Below are 17,769 nucleotides of genomic sequence, written 5' to 3'. Positions count from 1 at the left end.
CTACTCTCTCTTTTGGAATACAACTGCAATGATGATGATTAACCCCTTAACAAATCCTTGGAGGTGTGGGGAAACATTCATTAAGTTCATCATGTTATTCAGAATACCTAAGATTAGGACACCAAAAAATGTACCCATAATCTTGCCGCGTCCACCCGTCATTCTAGTGCCGCCAATGATAACTGCAGCAATCGCATCCAATTCATATTGAACTCCTGAGCTTGAAGAAGAAATCGAATTCAACCGGGACGTTTCTATGATGGCTGCTACACTTACAAGTAAACCTACCAGGCTATAGACACCAATTTTTACCCGGTCGACTCGGATTGCTGATAGAAGGGCAGCTTTTTCATTACTGCCAAGGGCATATACATAACGGCCAAATCTGGTTTTATGCATTAATATATATACAATTGCTGTCATAACAAAGAAAATAATAACAGGATAATCAAATATCCATAAGTCGCTATTGGAAATGGCAGTAAAACTAGGGACCTCTCCGGAAATACTGCCGCCTTCAGCAATATATAAAGCAATGGATCTTGCGGCAGCCATCATCCCAAGGGTTGCAATAAACGAGGCAATTCTGCCTTTCGCAACCATTAATCCATTTAAAAACCCCGCGAATGTACCTGCTATGAATGCTGTTAATACCGCAATCAAAATACTTCCAGTTGCATTTAAGGCCAATACGGTAATGACACCAACTAAAACGAGCACTGATCCAACCGATAAGTCAATTCCGCCCGATAGCATAACAATCGTCATACCTAAAGCCACAATTCCAATAATCGAAACTTGCATCAATATATTCAGCTGATTATTGATATCTAGAAATCTGGGACTCATTATCGAGGCTGCAAGAAAAATAATTAAGAAGGCAATAATGACGCTATACTCAGACCATAGCCAAGAGAGGCGACTTTGTGCTGTTGACGTTTGCTGATTGGGTTGTTTCATTATATTAATATTAGCCAATTTTTTCGGCCTCCCTTTTTGAGCCAGTTGCATAACTCATAATGTCATCTTCTGATGCTTCTTCTCCCTTAAATCGGGCTGTGATTTCTCCTTGGTACATTACATAAATATGATGACAAATCTTTTGTACTTCCGGTGCTTCTGAGGATAAGATAATCACTGCTTTTCCTTGTTCTGCCAATGAAACGATTTGCTGATAAATTTCTTGCTTAGCTCCCACATCAATCCCCTGTGTTGGATTGTCAAAAATGATGATATCTGTATCCACCTCCAGCCATTTAGCAATGATGACCTTTTGCTGGTTGCCGCCGCTTAACTTATCGATTGTAATACGCGGATTGTGAACTTTGATGTTCAGTTTGTCCTTATAATATTGAAATTTCTCCTTTTCTTGCCTTTCCTGAATAAAACCCGACTTCTCAAAATGTCCAATGGACGTTAAGCTCATATTATGAATGACACTTAAATCTTTAATGATTGCATTTTCTTTCCGATCCTTTGGAACAAGCCCTAATCCTGCTTCTACTGCTTTGCGCGGATTATCTATTTTTACTGGCTGTTTATTGATTTTAATTTCACCCGTGTACTTTTTCCGATATCCAAATAAGCTTTCAAAGAGCTCTGTCCTGCCATCACCAGCCAAGCCGGTAAAGCCTAATATTTCACCTTTTCGAAGGGTGAAGCTAATGTCTTTATATAATCCTGGACTTGTTAAGTCAGTCACTTCTAAAATCACCGGTCCATACGAATGCTTTTGAACCAATCTATCTTGAGAAATAGATTTACCAACCATTAACTTGGTAATCGTATCTAAATTTTCATTTTCAATACTGCCGGTACCAACAAGTTCTCCATCACGCAGCACCGTGTAACGGTCACAGACTTCCTTGATTTCCTTTAACTTATGAGAAATATAAATAATGGACACGCCTGAGTTCTTCAAGTTCCTCATTAAATCAAACAAACGGCTGACTTCATGTTCCGCTAACGATGTTGTAGGTTCGTCCATAATGATTAACTTTGATTTATGCAGCAGCGCCTTTGATATTTCTATTAATTGTTTGTAGGAGGTTTCCAGATTTCTGACATATTCCCTGGGATCGATATCCACACCTAGCTTTGCTAATATTTCATTCGTAAACCGGCACATCTCCTGTACTTTTAAGAATCCAAATTTATTTCGCAGTTCTGAACCTAAAAACATATTTTCATAGACTCTAAGATCGGATACTACATTTAGTTCCTGATGGATAAAGCTGACTCCCTGCTCCTGTGATACTCTGGGATTAGACATTTTCACATCCTGGCCATTGATGTGAATGGTGCCGCTATCAGGCTGATGAACGCCGCCTAATATGTTCATCAAAGTAGATTTTCCGGCACCATTTTCTCCTAACAATGCATGGATCTCGCCTTTCTGTACATTTAACGTTACATCTTTCAGAACAGGTACCCCGTTAAACGATTTTTCAATGCTGCTCATTTTCAAAAAAGGACTTGTAGTCATGGTCTTTCGTCCCTCCTTTATAGGAAAAGAGGAAACACAATAACTGTATTCACAATCATTGTATCTCCACACCATTATTTAAAATTTTGATTCTGGATAGTAGAACTCATCAACGTTATCCTTGGTAACCTGAGTAGCTTCTTTCACGACCATTGCTTCTGCCGGGTCTTTCCCTTTTGCAATGTCTGATGCAATTTGTATCGCATCTTCAACCATTGTTGGAGAGTACAAAAATGTTGCTGAAATCAGCCCATCTGCTTGAATGTCTTCAAATACAGCCTTTCCGCCTCCAGCACCAGTAATAAATTGAATATCTTTACGCCCGGCTTCTTTAATGGCTTGCAATACACCAAGAGCCATTCCATCGTCCTGTGTAAAAACAGCATCGATTTGAGGATGCGCCTGTAAGATATTTTGCATAACTTCCAATGATTTTTCAGTTGAGAAATCCCCGCTTTGTGAAGCGATAACCTCAATGTCGGAACTTTCCATTGCTTCTTTAAAGCCTGCTCCGCGCTGTTCTGTCACGGAACTTGGCGGCCCAGTTATTTCAACTACTTTTCCTTTTCCATTCAGCTTTTCTACAAAGTATTTACCGGCATTTACACCTATACCTTCGTTATCGCCTTTTACAACCACAGTAGCTGCATCGTTTTCCAGTTCACGGTCCACAATCACTAAAGGAATGCCTGCCTCTTTAATTTTTTGTCCAACTGGAGAAAGTGCAGCAGACTCAATTGGGAGCATTACGATAACATCCACATCTTGAGCAATTAGATCATTCACGTCATTTGCCTGCTTATTGGGATCAGCAGCATTAGTCATAACGTATTCAATGCCATCACTTTCTTTCAATGCCTTTGCTTCCTTTTCAGCACTGTCAATTAAAGCTCCCATCCAGCCATGTGTAGAGGATGGTAATGAAATACCAATTTTTAATGTATCATCCTCTTCTTCACCTTTGGAACTTCCTCCATCACTGCTGCACGCAGCCAAACTAAACATTGTGACTAAAGACAAAATCAAGACTAGAAATCTCTTCAAACCATCCACCCCTTTGTTATATTAGAAAAGCGCTCCCTGAATGCATTGTAATCGATTACATTTACATCTAAGGTCAGCGGTCTACTATTAAACTAGTGGATTCTGTTAATAGCAGAGCGCTGATCTTAGCTGTATTATCTTGATGTGGACTCCCGTATCACTAAATCATGGTCTAATATGATACTTTCAACTTCTATCCCTTTAATCTTATCAATCAGCATTTTCGCTGCTACGGTACCCATCTTATGCATCGGTTGTGCGATGGTGGTGAGAGTGGGATTTGTCATATTTGAAAAATCTATTTTGTCAAAACCGACTACCGCCATATCGCTGGGAACGTGCAATCCAGAGGCATTTATTTCTTTTAGGGCCCCGATGGCTAAAAGGTCAGATACTGCAAATACCGCAGTTGGCCGTTCTTCTAAGTTTAAGATCTTTTTCATTGCCTGCTGCCCATTTTCAAATCCTAAATGCTGGGTAGGGATGATGTATTCAGGTTTTAACGCAATTCCATTCTCTTCTAACGCCCGATTGTAGCCCATTTTACGCTGCCGGGCATATAGATATTTTTCATCCGAATTAATTAGAGCAATTTTTTTATGGCCTATTTGAACCAGATGCTTGACTGCCCGGTAAGAAGCTTCTTCATTATCGATGGTTACATAGGGAATGCCACTGCCTTCTTCATACTCACTGCATTGAATAATCGCGTAATTTTCTGCAAGTTTTTTCAGTGTTTTTCCATTGACAGCAGGGTCCATCGAAATAATTCCATCTGCCATCTTTTTACGAACTAAATCAAAGTAAATATTCTCTCTCTCCGGATCCGAATCAGTCTCGCACAAGAGAATATTATAATTTTGGCTAATCGCAACCTGTTCAATTCCTTTAATAATTTCTAAATAAAACGGGTTCGAAATGGTTGGAATTAAAATTAACAGGAGCCGGCTTTCAGAATTTCTGAGATTTCTCCCTAACATACTAGGTTCATAATTTAACTTTTTAATTGCCTCTTCGACTTTCATTCTTGTTTTTCCGGATACGGTTTTTTGTCCGTTTAGCACTCTTGATACTGTTGCAACTGAAACACCCGCTTGTTTAGCGACCTGTTGAATGTTTGCCATATTAAAGTCCTACCTTCTACATAGTACATAGTTCCTTGAAATCGATTACATTTTTATAGTAATTTGTTCCGAATTATCTGTCAATAAGTATTTTTCGTCAAAATAAAACAGTTGATTTACTTGAAAAACTTTTATATGTTAAAAATGTAACGGATTACATTTTTAAATATTCCAAAAACAAATTGTGAGGAGTGTCCTTTAAAATGAAATTAGGGGTTTTTACCGTATTATTTTCCGATAAAAGTCTTGAAGACATGTTAAGCTATGTATCTTCCAAAGGCATTGAAGCCATTGAAATAGGTACAGGCGGATATCCTGGCGATGCTCACTGTAAAGTGGATGAATTATTAATAGATGACATTGGATTGCAAAACTTCAAACAAAAGATTGACGATTATGGATTAATCATTAGCGCTTTCAGCTGCCATGCCAATCCACTTCATCCACAGAAGAAAATCGCTGACCCTGCTGACGAACTGCTTACAAAAACGATTCGTCTGGCATCCAAACTAGGAGTTCCTGTCGTAAATACTTTTTCCGGCTGCCCCGGCGATCATGAAAATGCCCTTTATCCAAATTGGCCCGTAACTCCTTGGCCCCATGACTTCCAAGAGGTTTTAAAATGGCAGTGGGAAGAAAAATTAATTCCTTATTGGAAAGAAAAAAATGATTTTGCACAGGCGCATAATGTGAAAATTGGCTTAGAACTGCATGGGGGATTCACCGTTCATACACCAGCTACCATGCTCCGGTTAAGAGAAGCTTGCGGGCCTGCCCTTGGTGCTAACCTTGACCCCAGCCATCTATGGTGGCAAGGTATTGACCCGATTGAAGCCATTAAGATCCTAGGAAGGGAAAATGCCATCCATCATTTTCATGCGAAAGATATCACTTTTGACCAGCCCAACATGAACAAAAATGGTCTTACAGACATGACAGACTATTCCCAAATGCGTGACCGCTCATGGTATTTTAGATCAGTCGGATTTGGACACGATCAAAAAGAATGGGCAGATATAATTAGTACACTCCGGCTTTATGGATATGATTATGTAGTAAGCATCGAACATGAAGACGGATTAATGTCGATTGATGAAGGATTTACAAAAGCAGTGGAAAACCTAAAGCCAATCATAGTAAAGGAATCTGCTGGTCAAATGTGGTGGGCGTAGTTATAAGAAAACATTTTTATTAAGTATACGCTGGATGCCAATAGTAATTGGCTTCCACAAGTGCTTTGTATATATTTTCCCGCTAAAAAGGACAGAGAAATTCGATTCATGCTGTCCTTCTTAAGGACTTTACGGTCTTCTCCACTTGGAAAATATGTCCTGGCTGTGTCTCTTCACTGGTAATCATACGAAACCCATGTCCATTGAAGGAGTAAAATCTGCAGTTATGTTCAGTAAAAATAGGAATCTTGCGGCTTATTTACTGAAAATCTCAGGGGCTGATTAATATAAAAATATATGTTAATCAGCTGCTTTTTATAAGGAGACTTATTTATAATAGTTAACCAACCGTTTATGACAGGATAAATATCCATATAAGCTTCATAAACGGTCCGATTCATTCAGGAATTCCTTCCGATATTCACTCGGGGAACAGTTCTTCTGGCTTCGAAACACTTTGTAAAAATTGGAAGGACTTTGAAACCCCACCTCATAGCAAATCTCCAGATTTGTCAGCGAAGTGCTTTTAAGGAGGTGGGCGGCTTTATCGATACGAATCTTTTCTAAATAAGCACGCGGAGTTTCAGAGGTTTCCTGTTTAAATAAGCGCTCAAGATAAAAGGGACTTAAACCGATTTGATCCGCTATGTCTTTTAATGCCAGATTTTGTTTGTAGTGATTGACCAGGAATGTAATAATATCTCTGACTAGGGCAATATGCGGCGATTGCTCCACTTCTGGCTGGCATCTTTTGCAGGGGCGGTAACCCGATTCTTCCGCTACATTCTTTTCTGCGTAAAATGCTACATTTATTTTTTTGGGTTTTCTCGATCTGCAGGAAGGGCGGCAATATATCTTCGTTGTTTTGACTGCTGTATAAAATAAGCCATCATATTTGCGATCACAAGCAATGATTTTCTCCCACATCTCTTCAAATGACAGATTGATATTCGCCGCCATTAACTCCACTTCCTTCCTGCGCTTCTGCTAGTTATTATACAAGATGGCAGTATCCCTAGACTCTGCCAGTTCACGTGCATTCTTTTCTATATATGCAATCACTTTATCAGACAGGGCATTTCCAAAGCTAAAACGCCTCACACCTAATTCTTCTAGCTTATTACAATTGGTCAGTCCCGGTAAAGATAAGACATTGAGCGGGGCACTGACATTCTTCGTGATGGCTTTAATCTCCTCTTCTTCTATTAAACCCGGTACAAAAACTCCGCTGGCACCGCTCTCCACATATGCTTTTGCCCGTTCTATCGTTTCTGGAAGCGGATTTTGTTTCTGTAAATACGTATCGGTTCTGGCGTTAATATAAAAATCCTTATAGCCATTGTTTTCTATCGCGGCTCTTATCCTTTCTAAAAGGCTGCAATGCCAGGAAATCTCCTTTAATCCTTTCTGCTTTTTGAAGGAATCCTCAATATTGATGCCGGCCACCCCTGCATCTGCTGTCATTATGACATGCTCAATTATTGTTGGGATATCTTCCCCGTAGCCCGCTTCAATATCAGCAGAAACAGGAATTTTCACATTTTCCGCTATGGTTTTGATAATCGCTAAGTGTCTATCAAAATCAATTAATTCTCCGTCTGCATATCCCAGTGAATCAGCAATCCCCCAGCTGGTCGTACCAATTGCTTTAAATCCTGCTTTTTCAAGTGTTAAGGCGGAAAGCAAATCCCAGGCGTTTCCCAGGAATAAAAGTTCATTTGAAAAATGCAGCTCATTAAATTTCTGTATTTTTTTCATTATTATCTCCTCCTAAAGTTGTTGGACTCATTTTAACAAGGAACGATATTCATTTCGTCCTCATTCTTGCTCTTATGGTCTGGCTTCAAGAGGACAAAAAAGTGAATGTTGATTGTGTTTCACATTCGGCGCGGGGATCCTTCTGGTTTTTCGAGTAGCAAAAAAAAGACCACCTTAAATGGCTTTGGCCAATCAAGATGGTCATAATTTTAATTTACAATACAGAAAAAACTATATAATCAGTCATTAATCTAAGCAATAAACTCTTTAATATTTCATTACTTTACTGCAATTAATAATTCAAATAATGGATTTGAAAACATATTTAAGGATATAAAAGGGAAGAACCAACCATGTTTGGCGATTCTTAAAATGAAGTATTTAGGGAAATATCAGTTCAAGGAATTTAATATCGTTTTTTCACGTATAACCATTCCCGCCAGGTGAACTTTAACCTCCTATTTACAGTAGTATATATTACTTAAATTCTACACTATTAATCAACCATAGCCATAAAGTATTCATCGTCCTCATCAATCTTTCTTATAAATTCCTCTAATGAATCAGCTATTTTTATCCCAAAGAAATAAACAGGAGTATAATTAGAAGTGTTTAAGTCAAGAGTTAAATATACCCCCTCGTTTTTTTCAAAAAACACTAATTTATCTTCCTCTTCATATATATTTTCTAAATCTGGATCAAACTCGTAAATATCTTCTCTAAGCGTTATATCAGCTATAGTGTCTGGATCCATAATTCTATTTATCGCATTACCATTGATTCCTTTTATAAAGCCATAGCCAACTTCTAAGTAAAAATTTCTAAGTTCATTGGGTAACGTAAACCCAAGTCTCTCTTCTGCATTTAACAGTTCACTTTCTTGTAGTTTAATAAATTTATGCTTACCATTTTTCACAAAATCAAATTTAGCCATTAAAACTACCTCCTTGGAAATAATTTATTTGATGGAGACCCTTTACCATGAATCCCTGCCTGATGTTCATCAGGAAATTTAGCAGGATGTATATTCCACCATTCGTGAGGACCACCAAAATTATTTTCTATTATATGGTGAGCATCATAGGGTTGACCTATATCCCTTGCTAACCTCCCTTTTTTATCATAAATTTCCTCAGTATACCTTGGCCATGTTTGCCCCGTGTTCACTTCCCATTCATCAATCAATTTATTTTTTACACCATTGAATTTACTTCTGTGTTTTATAGTTTCCAATGGGGTCATCTTTTCATATTTATTATCCCTTAAAGCATCCTTTAATTTTTCAATTTGTCTTTTATGAAGTTTCAATCCTGTTTTCGACTCAACATCTCTAATATAATTTTTAGCTAAATCATAATCAATTTTTACGGTATCCTTCGTACCCTTGCCCCCATACACTTTCTCCGTCACAGTCTTTATCTGCGTCAAAGGGTCATGAAGAACATTATAAGGCACCGGGCGCTGAACCAGTCCTCCCGCCAAGGCAGGTCTCTGAATCGGCGTGTAAATCGGAAGTGCCTTCTCTCCTTTACCAGCCTGGCGAACCGTCTTGGCAACGGTTCCAGCTTTCCCAATCCCCTTATCCCCCAGAATGCCAATTCCAAGGGAAGTCAGACCATAGGTAAAGAAGGCTGTCCGGCTTTTGACATCTCCACTTATGACATCCCGCTCCCAGGCGCTGGTGACAGCGGACCATATATATTTCGGCATATCCAGAGCCTGGCTCACTTTTCCTATAGGGTCATTTAAAATGCCTAAGTAAAATTCCTGGTGCTTCCTTTGGTTTTCTAATAGCTGGTCACGGTTAAACAGCAATTCACTGCCCAAAAACAGCGGACTGAACGGTCCCATAATGGTTCTGCCTAGTTCATAGGTCGACTTCAGCCCATCCCATGTATCACCTACAGCTTTGGATGCCCCCTCAATGGCTCCTTCAGCTATATCTTGAAGAATACTTTGCCCGCTTTCTGGATTGGGATTCGATATTTCCTCGTGGAAATCCTTCCAGTTTAGAGATTTAGGCTGATATTGGGCCAGAGATAAGCTGCTGCTTTGGAACATGCCCGCTATTTTTTGAATGTACTGGTTCATGAGGTTTAGATCATGCAGGATAGGGTCCAGTGCACCCGTTTCCCGATGGTCAAAATCCTCCAATTTTTGAACTGTTTCGCGGCTTGAGTCCTCAGCGCTCTTTGTTGCCTGGATAAAGCGGCCAACCTCCAGCCGCGGAAGCGCAACAATATCGCTTACGGACTTCATGATCTCATTCGCTTCCTCTCTCAGCTCAGCAGTGATCTGAAGAGTGTTTCTAAGCCCTTGTTGGAGTTCATGCTCCAGAAATTCCTGGCGGATAAAGCCTGAAGGGGAGGGTTCAAGATTACCCAATGAACCTATGAAACTTTTTAAATAGGATCGATACTCGTCAATCCAGGATTCAAGGAATTGCAAAAATGGTTGGTGGCATTCCTGATAAAAAGCCCGTATTGCCTGGCCGCCCTGTCCTTTGAACGCATCTTCAAGAGACACCAGTTCCTGGATGGATACCTGAACTTGACTTACCTGATCTTTAAGGATGGATAATTGATTGCTGGTTTCGTGGATTCCTGCAAGCAAGGAATCTACTTCAAGAACTTTCAACAGAATCAGCTCCGTATTATAATTTCCATTTTCTTCTATTTTTATCTTAAAGGACTCGGGCAATTAGTTGAATAGGAATTTTGGCATGAAATAGTGTAAAAGTATCCTAGAGTTTGATCCATGTTTTTTGGATTCCCCAAGCACCTGAAATGAAAAGAGACAGGCTTTTGCTAAGCATGTCTCTTTTTTATCTAGAAAAATAATGACAATATCAATGTCCAAATACAAACAAACACCAGCAATCCAAAGCTATATTTCAATGTCATTTTCGTCAAATCGGCTTCTTTTCCTGTCTCGCCAACAGCTGCTGTGGCAATGGCGATGGACTGAGGAGAGATGAGCTTTGCCATCACGCCTCCAGCCGTATTGGCAGAGAGCAATAAGGATGAGTTGGTTCCGATCACATGACCGGCAGTCGCCTGGATGGGCGCAAATAGAGTATTATTGTTCACGACAGATCCTGTCATGAACACCCCAATCCAGCCTAAAACGGGTGATAGCAGTGGAAATATAGTTCCAGTGGTTGCAACGGCTTCACCCAAAGTGACGGTCATTCCTCCGTACGTCATGAGCTTTGAAATCCCGATAATGGCACAAATCATGATAATCGGAATCCAAAACTCTGAAACGGTCTTTTTGAGAAGCTTGAATCCTTCACCCATACTGATGCCTTGAGTCGTTGCGATTGTCGTTAAGCCTGCCAATAAGATTGCTGTGCCTGTTGCTCCTATTAAGCTGATGCTGACACTAAGAGAAGATCCGGGTATATCGAAGTTAATGACTGTGAATTCCAGCAGGCCCCCTTCAGCAAAAAGACCTTTAAATGCCGGGAAACTCCATATTAAAATAAATAGGGTCAATAGATAAAATGGTGACCATGCTTTAACAATTTTACCTAAGGAATGCTGTTCAAATCGACACTCTTTCCCATTGAGCAAAAAGATATTTTTTGGTTTCCACTTTTTCAGAAATAACGCTAATACACCCATTGCTAATAAGGAAGGAATAATATCAGCAAGCTCCGGGCCTATAAATATCGTGATGATTGCTTGTGCCACAGTGTAAACCCCAGCTGTGATCAGGATAGCCGGGAATACTTCCTTAATTCCTTTAATCCCGTCAATGAGCCATATTAATAAAAAGGGAATGGTAAAGTTAATAATCGGCAGTGTCAGAGCTGTCATGATCGACACATCCATGGAAGTAACCCCTGGAATCCCAAACGTATCGACAATGCCGACCGGTATTCCAATCGCACCAAAGGCGCCTGAAGCACCGTTTGCGATGAGACAGAGCATGGCTGCCTGTAAAGGCTTGAAGCCCAGTGACACTAACAGCACGGCACAAATGGCAATCGGTACGCCGAAGCCGGCAGCTCCTTCGAGAAAGGCATTAAAGCAAAATCCGATCAGAAGAAATTGAATGCGCTGGTCCTGGGAAATTCCTGCGATGCTTCCGCGCAAAATATCAAACTTGCCTGATGCCACCGAAATTTTATATAGCCATACAGCCATGACAATAATCCAGCCAATTGGCCAAATTCCTGATGCAGCACCTTGAATAACACTTCCTGCCGCTTCTCCGAATGGCAATTTAAAGATGATAAGAGCGATGAAAAAAGTGACAGCTAAGTTTACTAGTGCTGCATGAATACCCTTCATTTTCAATACCGTCAAGCAAATCAGAAATAACAGAATCGGTATAGCTGCCACCAGGGAGGAAATAGCCAGGTTATGAAAAGGATTGAACGTTTCCACTAACATATGATCTGCTCCTTTGGATCTAAGATGTCAACTCGTCATAATGCTGAATTTTGGATGTCTTTTAAGGTTTGAACAGATCTAGCAAGCTTCCTTTTTTCATCCTCTGTCAATGACAGCTCAACAATATTTTTCACACCGTTTCTTGTGATAAGTGACGGAATCCCGACAAACACATCACTTTGGCCATATTCTCCTTCTAACAATGCTCCAACCGGCAATACCACATTCTCATTTCGTAAGATGGCTTTTGTTATTCTGACCAGCCCCATCGCAATTCCATAGTAGGTTGCACCTTTTGCGTTAATAATTTCATATGCAGCATCCCGGACTTGGACAGCAATTTCTTCTTTTCTTTCTTCTGTTAATCTCTCAGCTACCGGGGTTCCGGCAATATTGGCAAAGCTCCATACCGGGAATTGGGAGTCGCCATGTTCACCGATAATATACCCATGGACACTTACGGCTGCCGTATCAAATTCTTTCCCTAATAAATAGCGGAATCTGGCAGAGTCCAGGATGGTTCCAGACCCGATGACTCTTTCTTTAGGCAAGCCAGAGAATTTCCAGGTTGCATAAGATAAGATATCGACTGGATTTGCTGCAACTAAGAAAATCCCATTAAATCCAGAATCCATAATGCTCTCTACAATGGATTTGAAGATCTTAACGTTTTTATTCACGAGATCCAGCCGTGTTTCTCCCGGTTTTTGCGCTGCCCCTGCACAGATCACCACAAGAGCGGCATCCTTACAGTCCTTATAAGAACCATATCTAATCGTCATAGCCGTTGGAGCATAGGCAATGCCGTGGTTTAAATCCATGACATCTCCTTTTGCTTTCTCCTCATTTACATCAATAATGATTAACTCATCACATAAGCCCTGATTTAATAAGGCATAAGCATAACTTGATCCAACAGCGCCATTTCCTACTAATACAATTTTGTTTCCTAATGTTAAATTCATAATAAGTTCCTCCAATAATTAATTGTGAAATATTTCACATGAGATCATAAAAAAATATTCTATTGATTTCATCTTATTTAGGTGATTAAATCTATGTGAATTAATTCACATATTAAACTAAAAAAATATCGATATAGTTATTTGTGAAATGCTTCACATTTAAAATATATCAGTGCTTTTGTTTTTGCGCAAGTCTTTCCTCAAACTTTTTTCAAACAATTAAGGAGTGGATAAGAAGTGCCAGCCCCCCTGTAAGCTGCAGCATAGCGGGGAGCTGGCACTGATCATTATTGCACTAATACTTTTTTCCGTGCTTCATCCTGAATGGGATTTGTGCCATTCTCCACACCCAGCTCATTTAGCCATTTGCGATAGGCAATAGTAAGGGCGTCTGACTTAAGATGCAGCTCTGCCTGTAAGTCAAGCGGCAGAAGCTCTGGTTTTTGACTTTGGACGATATCTAAATCCTGATAAAAAATCGTATCCTGAAATTCAATAAAAGGCTCATCCGGCATGTCCAGATCATAGTTTCTGGTCAACAGCATAAATGCCTTGGCCTGCTCATGATCCTCTTGATTGACAGCTAGCAGAATCGTCAGCTCATCATCCGATCCTTCCGTTGTTTTTGTAAAACGGGCGGTAGTTGGATTAAGGATTTCATACACATAGTCAGCATACCCGCCTTTGGAGCGTCCGTCAGGGTTCGGCTGATAGACCGGGATTTTACTAGTAATTAAGCGATTATCAACAAATTCAACTTTATAATCGACAACCTCCGCATGATCCTCATCTCCAAGCAGGCCTTCATGTACAAACATAAGATGCGAAACATCCAGGAAATTTTCAATAATTCTTGGGGCATTTGCTTTTACCTCATAGGGGCCGCAAATTGCAGTCCGGTACCCCTCCATGCTATATTCAGGAAAGGAAACAAGCGGCGCCGGATCTTCCCCTAAGTTAACCCAGATCAGCCCCAGATACTCCTCACAATGGTAAACGGTTGCTCTTGCTTTACTTGGAATGGCTCTGCCGCTCGGCAGGGCAGGAATCTTCTCACAGGCACCTGTACAATCGTATTCCCAGGCATGATAAGCGCAGACCAGATTTCCGTTCTTCACCTTTCCAAGGGAAAGGGCTGCCCCCCGGTGGATACAAAGATCCTTAAATGCGTGAACCCCTTTTTCATTGCGGAAAATGACGACACGCTCCCCAAGGACAAATACCTGTTTGGGATCCTCCAGTAATTCCTCTGCTTTGCATACTGGATGCCATTCATTACATAATCGATCTTGCTGCATAGCGACACTTCCCTTCGCGACTTTAATTGACATGTACTGTTACTTCATTTGTTTTTACACTATCTTCAAGCTTTTGCGGCAGAACCAGATTTAGAACCAGCGCTGTAATCGCTCCGATGGCTGTACCTGATGAGACAAAATAGGTTGCAATGTCAGGCAGCCCTTTTAACACATCAGCAGGCATTAGCACGGCAAACAGGGCAAGCATAATCGGCACACCGATCACAAGCATATTCCGTTCTGTAAAGGCCACTTCCTTAATCACTTTGAATCCATTCATCATGATGACTACGCATAAAATGGCAAACACACTGTTGATGACAACCCCGGGAATGCATGCTATTAAATTCATCAGCTTTGGCATCATGCCCAGGATAATCATAATCACACCGCCTGCGATAATTGGCCTGCGGCTTTTCACTCCTGTGATGGCAATGATGCCGGCATTGGATGAGTAGCCTGTTACCGGTGTTCCCCCAAAGAAGGAACCAATAAAACAGCCCAGCCCTTCTCCAAATGCCCCGCCATTTAAACGTTTATCATCCAGATTTTCCCCTGTCACCTTACTAACCGTAAACCACGTCCCAGTTGTTTCGATTGTGACAATAAAATAGATGGCTGCCATAATCAGAATCGCATGCAGATCAAATTCAGGAGCTCCAAAGGCAAACAGGCTTGGCATCTGGAACCACGCCGACTTACCCAGCGATGAGAAGTCGACTAACCCAAAGAATGAAGCAACAATTGATCCAATACCTAGTGATAAAATAACGGATACGATTTTAATGTATTTCAGTTTCGATTGGGACTTCTCGCCAATATACATGCAGAAAATCAGCACAGCCGCTGTCACAGCTGCAACGAATATATTTTCTCCAAAGTTTCCTGGTGCCGAGTAGATAGAATTGATCGCACTCGGCATTAATGAAAGCCCAACAACGACAATGACTGTCCCCGCTACAATCGGAGGGATGAATTTCCTGACGACCTTGCTGAATACTTTAAGCGGGTAGCCCAATAAGGCAACAAGCAAAGCTCCGGGGATCAAACTGCCAATCATCGCACCGATTCCAGAAGTTGTTCCGATGGCTGCCAGTGCACTAAGCGGTACAAAGGATGGCCCTTGCATGACTGGAAGCTTCATAGCAAATCCTGCTTGAATGATTGTGGCAATTCCGCAGGCAATAAAGGTCATTTGTATTAACAGAGCACTATCCGGAACGGAAAAGGACAATAATCCTGCTAGAATCATCGGCGGAATGAAAAGATCCATCGCCAATACTTGCTGCAGCCCCAGAAAAATGGATTGTCCAACTGAAACCTCTTTTCCCGTTTTACTGCTGTTTGTTTTTCGTTTTTCAGTCCTTGCATCCATCATTAGAACCCCCTGTTGGTGTTATGATATCCATATAATCACTGTTTCTTTAAACAGACCAATAGAAAAAGCCCAACGTATATGCTCTCTCCCAAATGTAAAAAAGCATATACCTCGAGCTTAAAAAATCGAAGTACGAAAAGAACAGACGAATTCCAAGTGAGTCTTTGTCCATCCTGTTCCTGCTTTTCATAGTCGGTTTATTTACGGTAAACGGGTAGAAACTTGTAGGCCATATCCCTACGATTATATGAAAAACACTATTTAATTTTTTGATTGAAATTATCTTACAATAACTTTCCTGTAAATGACAACAAGATTTTTTACAATACTTTTCTGCTAGACTGAGTTTACTCTTTCCTTTACAATGACTATAGTAGCACAAAATACGAACGTTAGGAAGGTATATATGAGTAAATATACGTATATTTTTCATGGAACCGCTTTTTCTAGTCATTCTCCTAAGAAAATAAATATTTTAAAAGATTACTTATTTTTCGTGAATTCAAATGGGATAATTGAAAAAATCGCGGATCCTGAGCATGAGGACTACCCATCCCTGCTCGCTGCCTATGAAGGACAGGAGAACTTTCACCGCTTAGCAGACGGGCAATATTTCCTTCCTGGTTTTGTGGACTTGCATGTCCATGCTCCGCAATGGGCTCAATCAGGGACAGCTTTGGATATTCCCCTCTATGACTGGCTCCACACATACACATTTCCATTAGAGTCCAAATATGCAGATTTGGCTTTTGCCAAGAAGGTTTATGAAGATCTCGTGAATACACTGCTTGCAAATGGAACCACGACGGTCCTTTACTTTGCTACCGTTCATAAACAGGCAAGTTTATTATTAGCGAAAATATGTGCGGAAAAAGGGCAAAGGGGCTTAGTGGGTAAAGTCGTCATGGATGATCCTGAACAAAATCCAGACTATTATCGGGATGCAGATGCGAAAACAGCGTTAGCCGATACGGAGGAGTTTATTTTAGCGGTAAAGGAGCTGGCCAAAACGGTCAAACAAGGCGTGTATCCTGTCGTTACACCGCGATTCATACCAAGCTGTTCAGATGAAGCACTAAAGGGCCTGGGTGAACTGGCTGCCAAATATGATACACATATTCAATCCCACTGCAGCGAAAGTGACTGGGCTCACATCTATGTACAGGAACGTTTCAGCAAGCATGATGCAGCAGCCCTGCATGATTTCGGATTATTAGGCGAAAAATCGGTAATGGCACATTGCAATTTCCTGGATGACCATGATGCAGAGCTATTTGCCAGTACAGGCACCGCAATCAGCCATTGTCCGCTGTCCAATGCCTACTTTGCCAATAGCGTGATTCCAATCAAGCGCTTTATGGCCAAGGGAATTGATATTGGATTAGGGACTGATATTTCAGCTGGCGCAACTCCAAGTCTTTATGATAATGCCAAACAGGCTGTTGTCTCCTCCAGAATGCTGGAGGACGGAGTAAATTCTGCTCTTCCTGCAGAGGAACGGGGAGTGCCGGACTCCCGGCTTTCCATCCATGAAGCCTTTTACCTGGCTACAGCCGGCGGCGGAGAAAGCTTAAGTCTGCCTATTGGGCGAATTCAGGAGAACTATGCATGGGACGTTCAAATAGTCGATACGAAAGTGCCGGGAGCAAGCCTCCCCATCTTTACCGAAAGTGAAGCGTTAGATGATATTTTTCAAAAAGTCATGTATCTCGTCCGTCCGGAGCATATTCGGGAAGTCTGGGTACAAGGGGAAAAGGTTCACTCGCGTTCTTGAGGGACTGCGTAAAAGGTTCAGAATGACTTCTGCCTCTTTTGTCCGAACGAGCATTGGGTTCGGACTACTCCCCTTGGATTCCCATTTCTTCTGTCCGAAGTTGCGCCCGGTTCGGACTCTATCTCCCGGTTTTTCGCCTCTCCTGTCCGAAGTTGCACCAGGTTCAGACTCTCTCTCTCGGTTTTCCGGCTCTCCTGTCCGAAGTTACACCAAGTTCGGACTCTATCTCCCGGTTTTTCGCCTCTCCTGTCCGAAGTTACACCAAGTTCGGACTCTATCTCCCGGTTTTCCGGCTCTCCTGTCCGAAGTTACACCAAGTTCAGACTCTCTCTCTCGGTTTTCCCACTCTCCTGTCCGAAGTTACACCAAGT

At 41.2% G+C, this 17,769-nt stretch carries 14 protein-coding genes and 1 riboswitch; of the genes, 2 read left to right on the top strand and 12 right to left on the bottom strand.

Annotated elements, in window-relative coordinates; translation table 11 throughout:
* From MKY20_RS04335 to MKY20_RS04320, 4 genes are all read right to left on the bottom strand, one after another.
* Complete coding sequence (locus MKY20_RS04335) at window positions 1-849, bottom strand: ABC transporter permease (protein ID WP_341000460.1); 849 nt, start codon at window positions 847-849, stop codon at window positions 1-3.
* 121 nt (window positions 850-970) lie between these two features.
* A complete protein-coding gene (locus MKY20_RS04330; RefSeq protein WP_217026038.1) occupies window positions 971-2,485 on the bottom strand; it encodes a sugar ABC transporter ATP-binding protein in 1,515 nt (504 codons plus the stop codon).
* 78 nt (window positions 2,486-2,563) lie between these two features.
* Window positions 2,564-3,538 (bottom strand): substrate-binding domain-containing protein, encoded by a 975-nt coding sequence (locus MKY20_RS04325; protein WP_341000457.1) that lies wholly within the window; start codon window positions 3,536-3,538, stop codon window positions 2,564-2,566.
* Window positions 3,539-3,663: 125 nt separating this feature from the next.
* Window positions 3,664-4,653: a LacI family DNA-binding transcriptional regulator gene (locus MKY20_RS04320; protein WP_251264387.1), complete on the bottom strand. Its 990-nt coding sequence runs from the start codon at window positions 4,651-4,653 to the stop codon at window positions 3,664-3,666.
* 203 nt (window positions 4,654-4,856) lie between these two features.
* On the opposite strand from MKY20_RS04320, the gene MKY20_RS04315 reads away from it, so the two are divergent.
* Window positions 4,857-5,825 carry a sugar phosphate isomerase/epimerase family protein gene (locus MKY20_RS04315; protein WP_251264386.1) on the top strand — a complete coding sequence of 323 codons (969 nt, stop codon included), beginning with the start codon at window positions 4,857-4,859 and terminating at the stop codon, window positions 5,823-5,825.
* Window positions 5,826-6,206: 381 nt separating this feature from the next.
* Here the strand turns inward: MKY20_RS04315 and MKY20_RS04310 are convergent, their stop codons facing one another.
* From MKY20_RS04310 to MKY20_RS04275, 8 genes are all read right to left on the bottom strand, one after another.
* On the bottom strand, window positions 6,207-6,785 hold the full coding sequence (locus MKY20_RS04310; RefSeq protein ID WP_251174356.1) for a bifunctional transcriptional activator/DNA repair enzyme AdaA: 579 nt from the start codon (window positions 6,783-6,785) through the stop codon (window positions 6,207-6,209).
* Window positions 6,786-6,812: 27 nt separating this feature from the next.
* Window positions 6,813-7,583 carry an isocitrate lyase/PEP mutase family protein gene (locus MKY20_RS04305; RefSeq protein ID WP_251266773.1) on the bottom strand — a complete coding sequence of 257 codons (771 nt, stop codon included), beginning with the start codon at window positions 7,581-7,583 and terminating at the stop codon, window positions 6,813-6,815.
* A 496-nt stretch (window positions 7,584-8,079) separates the two neighbouring features.
* Window positions 8,080-8,517 carry an SMI1/KNR4 family protein gene (locus tag MKY20_RS04300; RefSeq protein ID WP_217026043.1) on the bottom strand — a complete coding sequence of 146 codons (438 nt, stop codon included), beginning with the start codon at window positions 8,515-8,517 and terminating at the stop codon, window positions 8,080-8,082.
* Window positions 8,518-8,522: 5 nt separating this feature from the next.
* A complete protein-coding gene (locus MKY20_RS04295; RefSeq protein WP_251266772.1) occupies window positions 8,523-10,220 on the bottom strand; it encodes a ribonuclease YeeF family protein in 1,698 nt (565 codons plus the stop codon).
* Window positions 10,221-10,411: 191 nt separating this feature from the next.
* Window positions 10,412-11,983: an L-lactate permease gene (locus MKY20_RS04290; protein ID WP_217026044.1), complete on the bottom strand. Its 1,572-nt coding sequence runs from the start codon at window positions 11,981-11,983 to the stop codon at window positions 10,412-10,414.
* Window positions 11,984-12,018: 35 nt separating this feature from the next.
* Entirely contained in the window at window positions 12,019-12,948 is a 930-nt protein-coding gene (locus tag MKY20_RS04285) for an L-lactate dehydrogenase (RefSeq protein WP_251266771.1), read from the bottom strand.
* Between the two features lie 287 nt (window positions 12,949-13,235).
* Complete coding sequence (locus tag MKY20_RS04280; RefSeq protein ID WP_251266770.1) at window positions 13,236-14,246, bottom strand: aromatic ring-hydroxylating dioxygenase subunit alpha; 1,011 nt, start codon at window positions 14,244-14,246, stop codon at window positions 13,236-13,238.
* A gap of 22 nt (window positions 14,247-14,268) precedes the next feature.
* Window positions 14,269-15,624, bottom strand: coding sequence for a nucleobase:cation symporter-2 family protein (locus MKY20_RS04275; protein WP_251266769.1), 1,356 nt, complete (start codon window positions 15,622-15,624; stop codon window positions 14,269-14,271).
* A gap of 169 nt (window positions 15,625-15,793) precedes the next feature.
* Window positions 15,794-15,895, bottom strand: a riboswitch (purine riboswitch).
* 135 nt (window positions 15,896-16,030) lie between these two features.
* Here MKY20_RS04275 and guaD point away from each other — a divergent pair.
* Window positions 16,031-17,398 (top strand): guanine deaminase, encoded by a 1,368-nt coding sequence (gene guaD / locus MKY20_RS04270; RefSeq protein ID WP_251266768.1) that lies wholly within the window; start codon window positions 16,031-16,033, stop codon window positions 17,396-17,398.
* Window positions 17,399-17,769: the final 371 nt, after the last annotated feature.

The organism is Cytobacillus sp. FSL W8-0315, from assembly GCF_038002905.1.
GTDB lineage: Bacteria > Bacillota > Bacilli > Bacillales > Cytobacillaceae > Cytobacillus > Cytobacillus pseudoceanisediminis.
The sequence above is the reverse complement of the archived record's forward strand: the minus strand, read 5'-3'. Positions and strand labels throughout refer to the sequence as shown.